15 protein-coding genes are annotated in these 16,844 nt (G+C 29.2%); all 15 read right to left on the bottom strand.

The annotated features are described in order from the left end of the window. Positions 1–99: 99 nt before the first annotated feature. Positions 100–1,275 carry a DHHW family protein gene (locus tag EXD82_RS09160; protein WP_142536618.1) on the bottom strand — a complete coding sequence of 392 codons (1,176 nt, stop codon included), beginning with the start codon at positions 1,273–1,275 and terminating at the stop codon, positions 100–102. Between the two features lie 12 nt (positions 1,276–1,287). Then, a complete protein-coding gene (locus EXD82_RS09155) occupies positions 1,288–2,706 on the bottom strand; it encodes an MBOAT family O-acyltransferase (RefSeq protein ID WP_142536617.1) in 1,419 nt (472 codons plus the stop codon). Between the two features lie 12 nt (positions 2,707–2,718). Further along, on the bottom strand, positions 2,719–4,266 hold the full coding sequence (murJ, locus tag EXD82_RS09150; RefSeq protein WP_142536616.1) for a murein biosynthesis integral membrane protein MurJ: 1,548 nt from the start codon (positions 4,264–4,266) through the stop codon (positions 2,719–2,721). Continuing rightward, the gene (locus EXD82_RS09145) at positions 4,266–5,468 is read right to left on the bottom strand and encodes a glycosyltransferase (RefSeq protein ID WP_174919218.1); all 1,203 of its coding nucleotides are present in this window, start codon (positions 5,466–5,468) and stop codon (positions 4,266–4,268) included. The genes murJ and EXD82_RS09145 overlap by 1 nt, the downstream gene beginning before the upstream one ends. Before the next feature lie 130 nt (positions 5,469–5,598). Beyond that, positions 5,599–6,702 (bottom strand): non-hydrolyzing UDP-N-acetylglucosamine 2-epimerase, encoded by a 1,104-nt coding sequence (gene wecB, locus EXD82_RS09140; RefSeq protein ID WP_142536614.1) that lies wholly within the window; start codon positions 6,700–6,702, stop codon positions 5,599–5,601. Positions 6,703–6,719: 17 nt separating this feature from the next. Further along, complete coding sequence (locus EXD82_RS09135; RefSeq protein ID WP_142536613.1) at positions 6,720–7,946, bottom strand: nucleotide sugar dehydrogenase; 1,227 nt, start codon at positions 7,944–7,946, stop codon at positions 6,720–6,722. Between the two features lie 19 nt (positions 7,947–7,965). After that, on the bottom strand, positions 7,966–9,105 hold the full coding sequence (locus tag EXD82_RS09130) for a glycosyltransferase (RefSeq protein ID WP_142536612.1): 1,140 nt from the start codon (positions 9,103–9,105) through the stop codon (positions 7,966–7,968). Positions 9,106–9,116: 11 nt separating this feature from the next. After that, positions 9,117–10,409: a UDP-glucose dehydrogenase family protein gene (locus EXD82_RS09125; RefSeq protein ID WP_142536611.1), complete on the bottom strand. Its 1,293-nt coding sequence runs from the start codon at positions 10,407–10,409 to the stop codon at positions 9,117–9,119. Between the two features lie 24 nt (positions 10,410–10,433). Beyond that, positions 10,434–11,186: a glycosyltransferase family 2 protein gene (locus EXD82_RS09120; protein ID WP_142536610.1), complete on the bottom strand. Its 753-nt coding sequence runs from the start codon at positions 11,184–11,186 to the stop codon at positions 10,434–10,436. Positions 11,187–11,199: 13 nt separating this feature from the next. Next, complete coding sequence (locus EXD82_RS09115) at positions 11,200–12,105, bottom strand: glycosyltransferase family A protein (RefSeq protein WP_142536609.1); 906 nt, start codon at positions 12,103–12,105, stop codon at positions 11,200–11,202. Beyond that, positions 12,105–12,872 (bottom strand): glycosyltransferase family 2 protein, encoded by a 768-nt coding sequence (locus EXD82_RS09110; protein WP_142536608.1) that lies wholly within the window; start codon positions 12,870–12,872, stop codon positions 12,105–12,107. The genes EXD82_RS09115 and EXD82_RS09110 overlap by 1 nt, the downstream gene beginning before the upstream one ends. Further along, positions 12,865–14,067 carry a CDP-glycerol glycerophosphotransferase family protein gene (locus EXD82_RS09105; RefSeq protein ID WP_142536607.1) on the bottom strand — a complete coding sequence of 401 codons (1,203 nt, stop codon included), beginning with the start codon at positions 14,065–14,067 and terminating at the stop codon, positions 12,865–12,867. Before EXD82_RS09105 ends, EXD82_RS09110 begins: the two co-directional genes overlap by 8 nt. 1 nt (position 14,068) lies before the next feature. Beyond that, complete coding sequence (locus EXD82_RS09100) at positions 14,069–14,917, bottom strand: glycosyltransferase family 2 protein (protein WP_246082041.1); 849 nt, start codon at positions 14,915–14,917, stop codon at positions 14,069–14,071. A 2-nt stretch (positions 14,918–14,919) separates the two neighbouring features. Next, complete coding sequence (locus EXD82_RS09095; RefSeq protein ID WP_142536606.1) at positions 14,920–16,095, bottom strand: polysaccharide polymerase; 1,176 nt, start codon at positions 16,093–16,095, stop codon at positions 14,920–14,922. A 1-nt stretch (position 16,096) separates the two neighbouring features. Next, positions 16,097–16,831 (bottom strand): glycosyltransferase family 32 protein, encoded by a 735-nt coding sequence (locus EXD82_RS09090; RefSeq protein WP_142536605.1) that lies wholly within the window; start codon positions 16,829–16,831, stop codon positions 16,097–16,099. Positions 16,832–16,844: the final 13 nt, after the last annotated feature.

Raw genomic sequence — 16,844 nt, 5'->3', positions numbered from 1 at the left:
TAATTCTTATCAAATCGGTTATATTTTGTAACTTTTGTTGATATATCAATGCTTCTAAATCTTACAATTATTACTTTTATTTACTAAATATATATTTTATCAATTATCAAAATATGAAAGCATATCATCCATAACAAGACCATTATTGAACATAAACACAAGATTATCAGCATTACAATGTGATAATACATAATCAAAATCAAAATCTCCAACTCTAGGATCTACAATATAAACATTCCTAAAAACCTCAGAAAGCATTCCTGTCATAGCAGCCTCATAAGAATCTCTTATTACAAGTATGCTTCTATCTGTTTTAGATTTATTATTTACAATTTTGTAACATTCTTCATTTCCGGTATAGACTTCCTCATAAGATAATTCTTTATTTTTTCTACCTGTTCCAACAATTCTCTCTTTTGATATTTCTTTAAATTTTCCATTTTCAAGAATATAATATTCATAATTTAATTTTGAATCTATCACTGGTATATTCTCTTTTTTAGGAAATATATATGCTAGATTTCTATTATAGCTTCCGTCAAACTCTCTATTATTAAGCCATTCAAGATTATAATTACTTTCATCCAAAGATATATCTATTTTTTCATATTCCGAATATTTTTCTATAAAATATCTGAATGCATTATATGCACCTAATGAGTTCCAGTGATGATCTGTTTTAAAATACATATTTTTTAACTCTTCTTCAGTAAAATTCTTCTTAAAATATTCCCCTATATTTATTGTCTTTATCCCTTTTTTTTCAATACTGGAAAGCATTCTTTTTTCATTTGACATTCCATATTTTTTATCAACAAATTCAGGATACATAAAATCAAGTGTATTTACTTTATGTGGAAGAGAACAATAAAAAACATCCATTCCCTTTTCTTTAGCCTTTTTAGATATTTCATAAATTTTTTCAGACCATATTTTTATATCTTCATTACTTTGTTCACTTTGTTCATTCTGCCCTAAAATCCATCCATCATTAGCTATATAATGTCCATTTATCTGTGTTTTACCAGTTAATAGTTTCCACCTTATATCAAATTCTAAAAGAAGGTCTCTCATAAAGAACTGATCTGAACAATAACTATCCATAAGCTGAGAGAAATCACCACTTTTCATATCAGATATAGTTGGAAGCTGTTGTAATTCCCTATTTTCAACATCACTTGATTCTTTATCAGGTGCAATAATATTTACAGCTGCTATAAAATATATCATCCCTATAAACATTACAATAAGTGTTATATTTTTTTTTCTGTCCATATATCGCACCTCCTAAAATCTAAAATATAAAAATGGATTATATGTTGAATTTACTAACTTGTAAACTGTAACTATAAACATCATACCTAAAATTAAAATTTCATAATATGTTTGAATACATCCTTCACTAAAAATCGCGGATAATTTTATTTTTTTTATTCCAGGTATAATACTGTATGGTAGCGACATAAATATTCCTAAAAGAAATACAAACCAATAGTCATTTATAAAAGCGTATGCTGTTCCATCAAAAAAGTCTACATTTCCTATAAAGAAAACTTTTTTTAATATTTGATATGAAAACTCAAAATTATCAGCTCTGAAAAATATCCATCCTATGGCAACGGCAACTATAAGATAAACATGCGAGAATGCAGATGGCAGTTTAGAAAATACTTTTTCCTTTAAAAATGCCTTTTCCATACATATAAGTATTCCAAAATAAATCCCCCACGCCATAAAAGTCCAGCTAGCCCCATGCCAGAACCCTGTAAGAAGCCATACTATCATAAGATTTATATATGTTCTAATTTTTCCCTTTCTACTCCCTCCTAGAGGTATGTAAACATAATCTCTAAACCATGTACTCAACGATATATGCCATCTTCTCCAAAATTCATCTGCAGATTTTGCAATATATGGATAATTAAAGTTTTCAAGAAATTCAAATCCAAACATTTTTCCTAAACCAATCGCCATATCAGAATATCCGCTAAAATCAAAAAATATCTGAAGAGAGTATCCAATAACTGCAATCCACCGCGAAACTGTAGATATATCCTGTATATTCATAGAAAATATTGTATCTACAGCCATTCCAAGCGAGTTTGCTATTATAACCTTTTTAAAGGCTCCTATAATAAATCTTCTTATTCCCTCAGAAAAACCATCTATTGTTACACTTCTTTTATTTATTTGCTCCTCTATAGTCTGATATCTTACTATAGGACCAGCAACAAGTTGTGGAAAAAGACTTATATAAAGTGCAAGATTAAATATATTTTTCTGAAGAGATGCTTCTTTTCTATATACATCTATAACATAGCTCATTGCCTGGAATGTAAAAAATGATATCCCCAAAGGAAGACTTATGTTTGGATTTTTTATATCTATCCCTGGTATAAGACTAAGATTATCTGCTACAAATCCAGCATATTTAAATATTCCAAGAATAATTATATTAGCTAATACGCATACAAAAACTCCAATTCTTCTTGTTTTTTCATTATTTGAAGAAACTATCCATCCAAATATATAGTTTATAAATATAGAAAATAACATTATAACTATATATTTCGGTTCTCCCCAAGCATAAAATATAAGACTGGCTAAAAGAAGTACTGTATTTTTAAGCTTTTGAGGTGATATAAAATATACTGCAAGTGTAACCGGCAGAAATATGAATAGAAATACTAAACTACTGAATACCATACTTCCTCCTAATTAATTATTTTTCTTTTTTATTTTACTTTTAACCATATCTGTTATTATAGATATTTCATCAATCTTAAGTATAAGCATAAATCCTGCATATACAATAGCCCCTGCTGCAATTGCACATCCAAGGCTTATCATTTCCATTATGAATCCCACACCTAAGATTCCTTTTAATAAATCATATACCAATCTTGCAACAACAGCCATTATGACAGATGATGAAAAAGTCTTTACAAGTACAATAGCTATATTCTTTTGTCCAAAATCTCCTATTTTCCTTCTAAGACTTATCATTAGAAGTATTATACATATTATAGAAGAAAGACTTGTTGCAAGGGCAAGACCTCTATGATCCAGAAATCTTATGAATATAAGATTCATACATATATTCATAATAACTGCAATTCCTGCATTTATCATAGGTGTTTTTGTATCCTGAACCGAATAAAACATTTTTGTCATTATGTCCCTCAGACCTACACCTATAAGACCTATTGCATAAAAAGCAAGTGCTGAAGCTGTCATAGCAGTTGCTCTTTCATCAAATGCTCCTCTTTCAAAAAGAACTCTAACTATTGGTTTTGCAAGGACTATTGCCCCAAAAGTCATCGGCATTATTATAATTATTACAGAGTTGATACTTTTTCTTATAAAATCTTTAAACTCAGTCTTGTCTTCAAGTGATGAGAGTCTCGAAAATTGTGGATATACAACAGCAGAAATAGAAGCTATAAACATGCCCGTTACAAACCCTTTTAATCGATCCGCATAGTTAAGTGCTGAAATACTTCCCTCTGCAAGAGTAGATGCCAACGTCTTATCAACCATTATATTTATCTGGTCTACTGCAACCCCTATAACTATAGGCGCAACAAGTATAAGCATTCTCCTTACATTCTCATCTTTAAGATCTATAAATACTTTATATTTATATCCTTTCTTATATGCGAAGGGAACCTGATAGAAAAACTGACTTGCCATAGCAAGAAGAGCTCCTACAGGCAGAATATATATATTTATCTTTACACTAAGTATCATCGCTGTGATAAGGATTATATTGTACGGTATACCATTAAGCCCCGGAACAACAAAACAGTTTTTAGACTGAAGATATGATTTCATTATATCGCTAAGTCCTGTGAATATTGCCCCAAATATTATAATTCTAGTAAATATAACAGCCTGTCTGAAAGTTTCTCCTTCAAATCCCATGGCAAAAATCTTTACGATTTCCTCTGCAAATATAAAAGATATCGTAGATAAGATTATCCCAAGCACTATAGTTATATTTAAAATATTATTTGAAAATCTTAATGCCTTATCTTCTCCACCCTCTCTAAGATTTTCATAGTAAAGAGGTATAAAAGTTGTAGCAAGGGCTGTAGCTACAATAGTAAAAAGTACTTTAGGTATATTTGATGCAGCTATAAATATATCACTGTACATACTTGCTCCATAAAGAGCTCCTAAAACAAGCTCTCTACCAAATCCAAGAACTTTTGACATCATGGTTACAGCCATTAATCCTACTGTAGCTTTTGCAACTTTGCTCATTATTTCTCTCCTTCCACATAAAATTTATACTCGACTTCAGCTATTTTTTCCCACGAAAAATTATTTCTTGTAAAATCTGATAACTCTTTTCTATTTATTTCACTATGTATTACATCTATTATCCTTTTAGCCATTCTTTTTTCAAAATTCTCACCATCATTGATTACATTATCTTCAATTCCTATAGCCTCTGGAATACCGCCTGCGTCACTTCCTACTACAGATGCACCACATGCATTTGCCTCTGTTACAACACATCCAAAACCTTCTCTTCTACTTGGAATAATCATAACATCCATAACATTCATAAAATCTCTTACTCCATCAGTATCCTGATTTCCTGTAAATACTACATTCAGATTTTTTTCTTTACATCTACTTTCAAGAGATGATTTTAATGGTCCATCTCCTACCACAAGGTATGTATACTCTGTATCAGGATCCTGTTTTTTTATACTCTCAAATATGACATCTATTCTGTCAGCTCTTTTAACTTGATTTACTGCTCCAGCAAATCCTACTACCTTGCCACTTATTTTGTATTTTTCTTTAATTTCTTTTATTTTATCTTCAGATATAATTCCGAATTTTTCTGCATTTACACCATTTCTTGAAGCTGTACAATTATCTTTTGCATGTCCAAGTTCTCTGGCAGTTTCCATAAGTTTTCTACTGACAAAGATATTCTGTACCGCGTTATTCATTACTTCAAGAACTTTTTTCCTTATACTTTCATCTGCAAAAGGCATAGTATGTACATCACTTCCATGATACGTAACTATATATGGCTTTTTATATATTTTATTAGCCCAATAAGCTATTCTTCCATGAGGATATCCCCAATGGCAACTTATCATATCACATTTTTCTATACTATCTGAACATTGCTCGAAAAACTCTTTAAATCTGAATTGATCGTCATCTTTTTTTTCTATTTCTTTACTTTTTAAATCTATACTAAGATATACTTTTCTATATTTGACAGCATCATAGATAAATTCATCTGATGTTCTGTCATATGTTTTTTTACCTGTAAGTTTTTTTAAAAATCGAAAAATACCTTTATCACAGAACTGTACTGATATTATTTCATATTCATTTTCTGGATGACACTTCATTATTTCCTTTATCTTCTCATGTGTTGCCATAAAAAGACCTTTTCTGTTATTCTCATCCATATTGACAATATATAATATTCTCATAATTATCATATTCCTTTCTATATATTGCGAATACACAATAATTTTATTATACATCATCAAACGTAACTTTAATATAAATAAATAGTGAAATATAATAAAAATAAAAAAGATACAGCAAAAACTGCATCTTTTATCTTATAATATTATTTTCAATTATATCTACTATTCTTTTAGATGCAAAACCATCTCCATATGGATTTGAGGCTTTACTCATTCTATCATATTCTTCTTTATTGTCTAGTAATTCCTTGAATTTATAATATACATTGTCTTCATTTGTTCCTATGAGTTTTAATGTTCCAGCCTTTATCCCCTCAGGTCTTTCCGTTGTATCTCTTAGGACTAATACCGGTTTTCCAAGAGATGGTGCTTCTTCCTGTATTCCACCGCTATCCGTAAGTATCAAGAAAGATTTGTTTAAAATATTATGGAAATCTACGACATCGAAAGGATCTACAATTTTTATCCTATCGTGATTTCCTAAAATATCCTTTGCTACCTTTCTTATTTTAGGATTCATATGTATTGGATATATTACTTTTACATCCGTATACTCATCGACGATTCTTTTGATAGCCTTAAAAATATTTTCAAGAGGTTTTCCAAGATTTTCTCTTCTATGAGCTGTAAGTACTACCAATCTGCTCCCTTCAGCCCACTCTATATATTCGTTATAATAACTGTCCTTTATTGTTGTTTTTAAGGCATCTATAGCCGTATTTCCAGTTATATATATATCTTCCGGATTTTTCCCTTCTGAAATTAGATTCATTTTAGATTTTTCAGTCGGCGCAAAGTGATACTTAGCTATTATACCGGTCGCTTGTCTATTAAATTCTTCTGGGAATGGAGAATATATATTATATGTTCTCAAACCAGCTTCCACATGTGCAACTGGTATCTGCATATAAAATGAAGCTAATGAAGTTATAAATGTTGTAGAGGTATCACCATGTACAAATATAATATCCGGTTTTTCTTTTTCAAGAACCATTTGTATTTTGTATAGTATATTCTGTGTTATATCAAATAGTGTCTGATTATCTTTCATTATATTAAGATTGTAATCTGGTACAATATTAAAAACGTCCAAAACCTGATTCAGCATCTCCTTGTGTTGTCCTGTAACACATACTATGGTTTTTATTCCTTTTCTGCTTTTGAACTCATTTACAAGGGGACACATTTTTATTGCTTCTGGCCTTGTACCGAATACAAGCATTACCTTCTTCATTATAATCCTCCATAAAATTACAGTTTATATGTATTGCTTAGATTACATATATTTTTTGTATCTAATATAAACTTACCTTCTAATTTATGCATATTTTCTTTTATATGGTCATGCCCTACCATTATAACTACTATTTCAACATCTTTTATAAATTCTTCAAAATCCATATATTGATTATCCAGTATATTTTCTTTTACAAATGGATCATATGATTTTATTCCATATGCAAGATTTTCCTCCATTTTAGAAATCAACTGAAGTGTAGGACTTTCTCTAGTATCATCTACATTCTCTTTATATGTTATACCATATAATCCTACCTTTGTTACATCTTTTATTCCATGCTCTTTCATAATATCGCTTATTCTCTTTAGTACAAAAGATGGCATAGAATCATTTATCTTTCTGGCTTCCCATATAAGATTGGTAAGTCCAGGATAGTCTCCAACTAAAAACCATGGATCTACTGAAATACAATGACCTCCAACTCCAGGTCCAGGATTTAGTATATTTACCCTTGGATGCATATTAGCTATTTTTATAATCTCGTATACATCCATATTATCTTTTCTACAGATTTTAGTCAGCTCATTTGCAAAGGCTATATTTATATCTCTATATGTATTTTCTATTACTTTTGACATTTCCGCAGATTTGATATCTGTTATAACTATTTCGCCTTTACAGAAACTAGAATATAAATCCTTTACTATATTTCCTATTTCTTTGTCATCACATCCTATAGTTCTTGAGTTATTTTCAAGTTCATAAATCATATTTCCCGGTATTATTCTTTCTGGAGTATGAACTATATGAACGTCTTTTCCTATAACAAATCCCTTTTTCTCTATCTCAGGTCTTATAAATTTATCTATTGTTCCTGGAGACACTGTAGATTCTATACATATTATAGATCCTTTGTCACAAACATCTAGTACACTTTCTACAGCAGCTACCACATAACACGGATCTATTTTTTTACTTTCTTTTATATATGGAGTTGGAACTGCTACCACATACACATCAGCTTTTGTATATTCACTTTTAAACTCTATTCCGTTTTTAATCGCTTTTTCGAATAATTCTTCTAATCCTTCTTCCTCAAATGTAGGAACACCTGAAGTAAGTGTCTCCACAAGTTTTCTGTTATAATCTATTCCGACTGTTTTAACTCCACTTGAGGCAAACATAAGGGCTGTCGGAAGTCCTATATATCCCAATCCTATTACATTTACTTTCTTCATAACAAACCCCTTTCATTCTTTACTTCAGATTATTATATATATTGATAATTCTAGATTTCATAGTATCCCAACAGTATTTATCGTATGCATTTCCAGCATTTATTCCCATACTTTTTACTGTAGTTCTATCACTAATAATTTCTGATATAATTCTCTTAAAATCTTCTTTATCATAATCTATAACATAACCCATATTATTCTCATTTACAATCTTATCCATACCAGTGCCTTTTGCTACTATTATCGGTTTATTAAGTATCATTGCTTCATATATTTTATTTGGCGCTGAATATCTGTGATTTGGAACCTTTGGATCATAGATTGCAAACATAATATCGCAGTCGAGATAAAGTTTTATAGCATCCTCGTAATTAAGTTTACCATAGTAATTTATATTTTCAAATTTTTCAGCACTGTTTTTTACCTCATCTTCAAAAGGCCCAATCCCCGCTATATCCAGATGTAAATTTTTATTTTCAGATATTACCTTTATTACATCTTCTATAAATCTATTTTTACTTAGTTTACCAACATAACACAATCTTAACTTTGAAGAATTCACGTTATTATTATAATTTTTTATATAATCTAGAAGTCCCTCATTTATAACTGGTACATTGTGTACTACTTCTATATTTGGCTGATTACATCCCTTTATCTGTTCAAATCTTTCTTCATTACAAATTATAGTAAAATCACTTTTATCTATAACCTTTATTTCCTGTTTTCTAAAAAATTTTTTTAATACACCTGGCATATTTCTACTTTCTGTATAAAAATCTGCTATATGATATATATGCCTAAACTTTAATTTTTTATTTATAATACTGCATGGAAGACCTGCATCAAAATCAAACGAATGAACCATATCGTATTTATCTCTATTTTGTTTTAACCACTTCAATAGTATATATTGATAGATTACCAGCTGAAATATATTTTTTAATCCAGCACCTCTTTTGGCAGGTATGTTTATTTCATAATTGTCTATTGGCTTATCCTTAAAAATATATTCCTTTTTATTTATACTTATCTCGCTGCATTCTCTGTTTCTCGAAAGTATAACCGGAGTATTTCCAGAATCTATTATAGCATCTACAATTCTATAAAAACTCGTAGTTATCTCAGCTTCTGCATTTCTTATTACACAAATCCTCATAAAATAAACATCTACCTTCCTATAGAGTAATACTCTATTCCAGCCTCTTCCATAACTTTAGGAATATAACAGTTTCTTCCATCATATACTAATGGTTCTAGCATTTCATTTTTAAACACTTCCGGTTTTATATTTTTTATTTCAGGCCATTCTGTCATTATAAAACACATACTTGAATCTTTTATTGCTTCTATAATTGACTTAGCGTATATTACCTTATCTCCAAATAATTTTTTTGCATTTTCTTCTCCTACAGGATCATATACTGTTACATGAGCGCCTCTTTCAAGAAGATATTCTATATTAGGTATTGAAGGCGATTCTCTTAAATCGTCAGTCCCAGGCTTAAAAGTAAGTCCTAAAACAGCTACCTTAAGTCCCTCAAAAGAATCAACTCTTTCAGATGCTTTTCTTACAAGCTTCATTTTTTGCTGCTCATTTACTTCTATTGCAGCTCTTACTGTTTTTAATTCATACCCATTTTGAGACGAAAGCCAATGAAGAGCTTTAGTATCTTTTGGGAAACATGAACCTCCATATCCAATACCAGCCTTAAGAAATTTACTTCCTATTCTATCATCATAGCTCATACCTTCAGCTACATCTTCCACATTGGCTCCTACTATTTCACATAAATTAGCTATATCATTCATATATGATATTCTAAGAGCAAGAAAATCATTTGATGCATATTTTATCATTTCAGCACTATTTCTATTTGTAATAATCATAGGTAAATCAAATGGTTTATATATTTCTTTCATTATATTTTCAGCCCACTTACTCTCTACTCCTATTACTATTCTTGATGCATGAAGAGTATCTCTTACAGCTGTCCCCTGTGCTAGAAATTCCGGATTCGATGCAAGTTCCACATATATATCACTTTTTATTTTTTTTCTTAAAAATTCTTCTATTTTTGCATTTGTTCCTATCGGTACTGTAGATTTAATTACAATAAGAGTATTTTTTTCTATTGACTCTGCTATCTCAGATGCAACTTTCCTTATATAATCAAGATTGGCAGATCCATCGCTTCTCTCAGGTGTCCCCACTGCTATAAATATAACGTCAGCATTTTTGTAGGCAAGCGAATAATCCGTTGTATAATCCAATCTTCCATTTGAATAGTTTCTTCTCATTATTTCTTCAAGACCTTCTTCATATATTGGAGAAATGCCTGATTTCATTTTTTTTACTTTATTTTCATCTATATCTACACAAATTACATTATGTCCTTTTTCTGCAAGACATGCTCCTGTTACAAGTCCCACATATCCTGTTCCGGCTACTGCAATTTTCATCACAAACCTCCATAATCAAAAGCATTAAAGTCTTTTCCTTATGGCATTGAATGCATAAAAACAAAACACGTATGCAGATTTTAAAAGTCCTAGACCTTCAACATTTCTGTACATGTTCCAGGTTCTTTTTAATGCCTTTATTTTATTGCTTGATAGTGAATTTCCAACAAGTCTGTAATCTACAAGAGGTTCGTCTATTCCATAGGCATACTTTTCTCTTTTTAAAAGCATAAGCCATGTAGCAGTATCCTGCCCTCTTTTTATCACAGGCATCTCAAATTCACCAATAATATTCCTATCTATCACCACAGTTGAACACCCTATTATAGTATTTTTTAAAAGTCCATTATAATCTATCTTTTTGGGCGCCCTTGCTATTTTATTCGTTTTTATTCCACATTCTCTCATATATCTATATGATGTAAATGTAAAACCTACCTTATTTTTCAACATATAATTTATCTGAGTCTCAAGTTTTTTACTATCCCATACATCATCACTGTCAACAAATGCTATAAACTGCCCCTCTGCATGTTTTATTCCTGTATTTCTTGATATCGCAGCACCAGAATTTTTTTCCATTCTAATATATTTTATTCTATTATCTTTTTTTAAAAACTCTTTTATTATTTCTGGTGAAGAATCCGAAGAACAATCATCTACAAGCAAAAGTTCCCAATTTGTATACGTCTGATTTTTTATAGATATTATTGTTTCTTTCAGAAATTTTTCCGCATTGTAAACGGGAGTTACTATTGATACCATGTACTCTTTCATATTTTCCTCCTCGTTAATTATGCTTTACTAAATCTCTGGTTTTAACATATTTGTAATATCCAAGGGGATACATTAAGATACACATAAATTTATTAAAAAATCCATCAATACCCGATAAATATTTAAATCCAGCCAACTTAGAATATCTTACTCTGTTTATATAATTTTTAATCCACATATACGGATACCTTGTAATTGGATACGTCTGCTGATTTATAAGTATCATAAATTCAGTTGCTTTTCCTCTTACTGCATTTGTACTCATCATATTATATGTAAGACCATCTTCAAGATACTCTCTTATTATCATAGGCTTATTTATACATCTAACAGTATAGTATTTAGAAAGTTCAAACCATACTACACTTTCCGGAAGAAATTTTATTCCGGAAGGCTCTGGAAATTTATATTTCTTTAGTATATCAGTTTTTAATACAAGGGTTTTATCACCTTTTACATTGTATTTAAAATATAAATCAGCAAATTTACATATAGGTTTATCATCAGGCATTTCTGTACCTATTACATCTCCATTTTCATAAATACATAGACCTGATATACCTGATATATTTTCAATATTTTTATTTTCATTCCAAAGATTTATTACTGTTTCAACACTATCCGGTAAAAGACCATCATCACTGTCTACTATGAAAAAAAGCTCTCCGCGTGCTTTATCTACTCCATAATTTATAGCAGTGTGCTTTCCACCATTTTCTTTTTTAAAGTATTTTATATCCAATATATTCTCTTTTATAAATTTTTCTATTACTTCCTCTGTATTATCACTACTTCCGTCATCTACTATAACCCATTCAAAATCTTTTGATGTCTGATTTATAAGATCTTTATAAAGTCTTTCTATCAGATAAGCTCTGTTGTAAGTAGGTGTAAAAATTGTTACTGGTAATTCGTACATTATTTTACGCCCCCCTTTACCTTTGATTTTTTTATGCCATTAACTGCATAATTTATAAAGTAATAAATAGATTTTATAAGTGATATCTTTTCAACATTTCTATATATATTCCAGGTCCACATAGCTGATTTCATTTTATTGCCACTTAGAGACTCTGGTGTTTTTCTGTAAAATGCTAATACATCATTAAGGCCATATGCATAGTACCCCTGTTTAAGAATAGAAAGCCACAATACGTAATCTTCATGTCTATATCCACTCATCTTTATTTCCTGATCAAGATTTTCTCTGTCTATTATGACAGTTAAACATCCCATAATATTGCCTTTTAGTAATGTTTTATAATCTACTTTTTCAGGAACAGATATTATTTTCCCTATTCTTTCATTATCTTCATTTATAAGTTCATATGATGTAAATGATATTGTAGCATTTTCTTTTTTCATAAAATCAATTTGTCTACTTAATTTTTCAGGACTCCATATGTCATCACTGTCAAGAAATGCAATATATCTTCCTGATGCATTTTTTAAAGCCAGATTTCTGGCTTTTGATACACCACCATTTTTCTCAGATCTTATATATTTTATTCTACTGTCTTTATTCGAATATTTTTTTACTATTTCAGTACAGCCATCAGTTGAGCAGTCGTCTACAACTATCATTTCCCATTCCTTATATTCCTGAGATATTACAGATTCTATTGTATCCTTTATATATTTTTCAGCATTATACATAGGAGTAATTATAGATACAAGGTTATTCATCTCTATTCTCCTTATTTATTTTTTCTGTTATGATACTATATATTCTATCACAATTTTTATTATCATTGTATTTAAAGAACATTTTTCTATCATCAATTTGTTTGACTGAAGCTGAAAAATTATTATTTATCATTTCAACTACACCATTTACTGCACCTTCTACATTATATGCAACTGTTCCAAATAGTTCATTATCTAAGTCTATATATGAATCAACTTTTTCTTTGTATTCATCTATGTCAAACTGATAGAAAAGTACAGGTCTATTCATGTAAAGAAAATCTATAGCTACACTTGAATAGTCAGTTATATTTGCAAGAGATTTTCTTATTTCGTCTGCAAGTATAACACTCTTATCTAGAATAATTACTCTTTCATTATGTATATTAGGTTCTATATCATCTATATATTCATGCATAAGATGGTGCATATAGAATTTTATATAAAGATTTCTTTCTTTAAGAATTTCCTCTAACTTTTTATTATTCAGAAAGTCAAGTATACTTTTGCAGTAATCTGTATCAGTAAATTTTTTATCACTATTTTTTATCCAATCTCTCCAGGTAGGTGTATATAAAATTGAATTTGATGAAGTATCTGCTTCATCGTCAATACTTAAAAGATCATATCTTGCATTTCCAACTATTCTTACACTGTTTTCACACATTCCCCACTCATTTACCATTATATTTTTTTCAAAATCAGAGCTGGCAGTTACAAGATTATAGCTTGCAAGAAGTTCATCTATCAGTTTCTTAAATCTGGCGTTCATAGGTTTTCTTTTCTTAAAACTTATTGTTCCATGATTTAAATATACTTTTATCACTTTTTTATGAAATTTGTTTAATACTGGCACTGCGAAATTATAAGGCGCAATATCAGCTGATGGAGAATGAGAAAATACAATTGCATTTGCATTATAATAATAAAGATAATTTTCTACGCTTCCTCTGATAAGTTTATTCCCTGGTATTTTATCTATAGCTTTACTATCATCATTTATAACCCAATAAACTTCTACTTCATCTGATTTATTTGCAATAAGATATTCATAAAAAGCTTTTGAGTTATCATTATATATATCTCCTGCATGTCCACCCACAAGCCATATATTTCTATTTTTAAATTTATTTCTTTTAAATGGATATTCAAAGAAAGCTATTGTCATATTTTTTAAGAAAGATAACTTAGACATGTTAATATTTATCCCCCGTTCTATATTTCATAAAACCATCAATTCTTCCTTTTATTGTGGCTATATGATAATCTCTATTTCCAGATAGAATAATTCCACCTATGTTTCTTACAATTTTTTTGATGAAAATCCATGAAAATCCTAAATCTTTTCTATATATAATCTGTTTTTTACATAAAGCTCCAAATCCTCTTCCATAATTAAAATCTCTTTGAAACTTTTCCTTGGATTTTTTATGTTTTTTTGCAGGATGATATATCACATCTTCACAAAAGTATCTTCCACGATAACCTTTTGATAGAAGTTCTAATATATAATCAATTTCTTCACCTGCTCCAAATTCTGCTCCAACTCCCAGTTTTTCATCAAATAATAAATATGAATCTTTTTTAAAATTCACAAAAAAAGTTATTGATGTTATTGTATCAAATACATTTTTTGCATTTATTTCGCAATTTTGTGGACACATTTTTTTAAATGCATCTATATTATTTTTATCCATAGTTTTACAACTATATATTCTATATTCATCATTAGATTCAAAAAAATCAACAGCTTTTTTTATTGTTTCTTTTTTATAGGTACAATCATCATCTGGAAATGCAATTATTTCTCCTTTTGCTTTTAGAATCCCCAGATTTCTATTATAACTTAATCCTTTTCTATCACTTTTTATGTATTTAAGATCAAGTTTATCTTTATACTTTTCGCTGATTTCCATAACTTTAGAACATTCATTCTGATCAACAACTATAATTTCAAAATCTTTATACTCCTGAATCAGAAGACTTTCAAAGAAAAGCTCTATATCGTCAAATCGGTTCAGCGTCGGCATTATAAGTGATACCATAATTAAACCGCTCTCCTTTTTATTTTATTTTTCAGATATGTTATCATTTCTAAAATACTCATTTCATTTTCAGAGCTCTTCATCACATATTTTATAAGAAGTATTATTGTAAAATTGTAACCTGCTTCAAGAAGAATATTTTCGGCAATAGAGTAAACCAAAAACATCATTACTATTGCTATATATTTTTTATTATCTTTTTTTATAAACTCATCAAGTCCCTTATAAAGTAAATACATAAAAAATACAAATGAACATAATCCAAGCACCGCTATTATATATATATATGAACTGTCAAGTGGATGTATTTCCTTGACCAAATCAGAGTATTTATTTCCAAATAGAGTTAATATGTTTCCTTCTTCAATAAGATAAGCATTCCAATGCATTGGTCTTGAGGCAAGAACATCATTCAGTATAGAAATATTAGAAAATACAGTTCCTACTAATACTGAACCTACAGCAAATAATATTGGTGTTACTTTTATTATAATCCCATATATTTTTTGTTTCTGTAAATCTATATATCTCAATATATCTACTATAATAAGAGCCATTAAAGCTGTTATAAGCCCTGTTCTACTCATCGTATTCATATATATATATATAGTTGTTGCAAATAGTATTCCTCTATCTATCCAATTATATTTTTCAAATCTTAAAAAAATATATGCAGCATATATTGGCAATGTAAATAAAAATACAGAGTTCGGATTTGCAAATCCAAAAGTCTCTCTAAAAACAAATCTTCCATTTGTAAATCTATAATGAATTTCCGGCTGTTTTACAAATTCATCCAACATGTTTCCGGACAATATAGACATAACTACAAATATAACAGAAGCAATCATATATATTTTTATCACATACTCATCATCTATATCTATAACACTCGCTGCTAAAAGAACTATCCGCAGTATAGATCCCTCTTTAGTAAAAAAATAGAGTACTAATGAGAAAAATATTATAACAACTTCTTTTAAACTATGTTTTTTCTTTAAAAGAATTATTATCCCTGGAAGAAGGATCGATAAATAAAAAAGAATTGACATAATATTATCCGGTACAAGATATTCTTTTACCATAGATATTGTATATTTTCTTGTAAGTATAACAAATACCGTTATTGTAAAAAGTATCTTTTGTATTGTATTATATTTATTTTCTAATACTTCCATTCTAAGCTCCTTTTTTAAATCTTATCATAGAGTTTTTTATGAATATTTTAAGAATCTTTATTATTTTTTCTAAACCATGCATATGCTTTGTTTCAAGAAAATAGCTTCTTTTTTTGGCCCAGCTTTTTCCCCACCAGTGTATTCCATATGTATTTTCTTTTATACACGAATAATCAAATTCTTCTGTAAAGTGGAATGGATAAAAATATTCCTGATCATAGATATAAATACCTTCAGAAAAGTTATTTCTATCTATTTGTTTATATTTATTTGAAAGCATATATGTAACTACTTTAGGTATAGTATACAAATCACTTTCCATTATATCCTTTTTATAAAACTCCATAAGGTTCTTACAAAATGGATTTCCCTTCTCTGTTGCTACTATAGCACAGTTTACATATTCTTCACTTTCATATCCAAGTACAACTTTTTTATCTTCAAGAAGCTCTGTTATATCCTTTAGAATCTGCATATCTGTATCAAGATATACGCCACCATATTCATAAAGTTTTTTTATTCTTATATAATCTGAAATAAAAGCCCAAATTTTTCTCTTATAGCACTCTTCAAGAAATCTTATACCTTTTATTTCACTTTCTATATCCATTGTATTCTCATTCCATTCCATTATTTCATAATCTGGAAGTTTCTCTCTCCATGAGTTTATACATATATTTTCAACATTACCTTTTGGTCCACCTATCCACACATAGTGTATTATCTTAGGTATCAATTAAAACAACTCC

Origin of the sequence: Peptacetobacter hominis (assembly GCF_006861675.1) — a bacterium.
Lineage (GTDB): Bacteria > Bacillota > Clostridia > Peptostreptococcales > Peptostreptococcaceae > Peptacetobacter > Peptacetobacter hominis.
The sequence above is the reverse complement of the archived record's forward strand: the minus strand, read 5'-3'. Positions and strand labels throughout refer to the sequence as shown.

Coding starts and splice junctions, on each gene's coding strand:
- EXD82_RS09160 (WP_142536618.1), bottom strand. CDS start 1,275: ATGGACAGAAAAAAAAATATAACACTTATTGTAATGTTTATAGGGATG.
- EXD82_RS09155 (WP_142536617.1), bottom strand. CDS start 2,706: ATGGTATTCAGTAGTTTAGTATTTCTATTCATATTTCTGCCGGTTACA.
- murJ (WP_142536616.1), bottom strand. CDS start 4,266: ATGAGCAAAGTTGCAAAAGCTACAGTAGGATTAATGGCTGTAACCATG.
- EXD82_RS09145 (WP_174919218.1), bottom strand. CDS start 5,468: ATGAGAATATTATATATTGTCAATATGGATGAGAATAACAGAAAAGGT.
- wecB (WP_142536614.1), bottom strand. CDS start 6,702: ATGAAGAAGGTAATGCTTGTATTCGGTACAAGGCCAGAAGCAATAAAA.
- EXD82_RS09135 (WP_142536613.1), bottom strand. CDS start 7,946: ATGAAGAAAGTAAATGTAATAGGATTGGGATATATAGGACTTCCGACA.
- EXD82_RS09130 (WP_142536612.1), bottom strand. CDS start 9,105: ATGAGGATTTGTGTAATAAGAAATGCAGAAGCTGAGATAACTACGAGT.
- EXD82_RS09125 (WP_142536611.1), bottom strand. CDS start 10,409: ATGAAAATTGCAGTAGCCGGAACAGGATATGTGGGACTTGTAACAGGA.
- EXD82_RS09120 (WP_142536610.1), bottom strand. CDS start 11,186: ATGAAAGAGTACATGGTATCAATAGTAACTCCCGTTTACAATGCGGAA.
- EXD82_RS09115 (WP_142536609.1), bottom strand. CDS start 12,105: ATGTACGAATTACCAGTAACAATTTTTACACCTACTTACAACAGAGCT.
- EXD82_RS09110 (WP_142536608.1), bottom strand. CDS start 12,872: ATGAATAACCTTGTATCTATAATTACTCCTATGTATAATGCTGAAAAA.
- EXD82_RS09105 (WP_142536607.1), bottom strand. CDS start 14,067: ATGTCTAAGTTATCTTTCTTAAAAAATATGACAATAGCTTTCTTTGAA.
- EXD82_RS09100 (WP_246082041.1), bottom strand. CDS start 14,917: ATGGTATCACTTATAATGCCGACGCTGAACCGATTTGACGATATAGAG.
- EXD82_RS09095 (WP_142536606.1), bottom strand. CDS start 16,095: ATGGAAGTATTAGAAAATAAATATAATACAATACAAAAGATACTTTTT.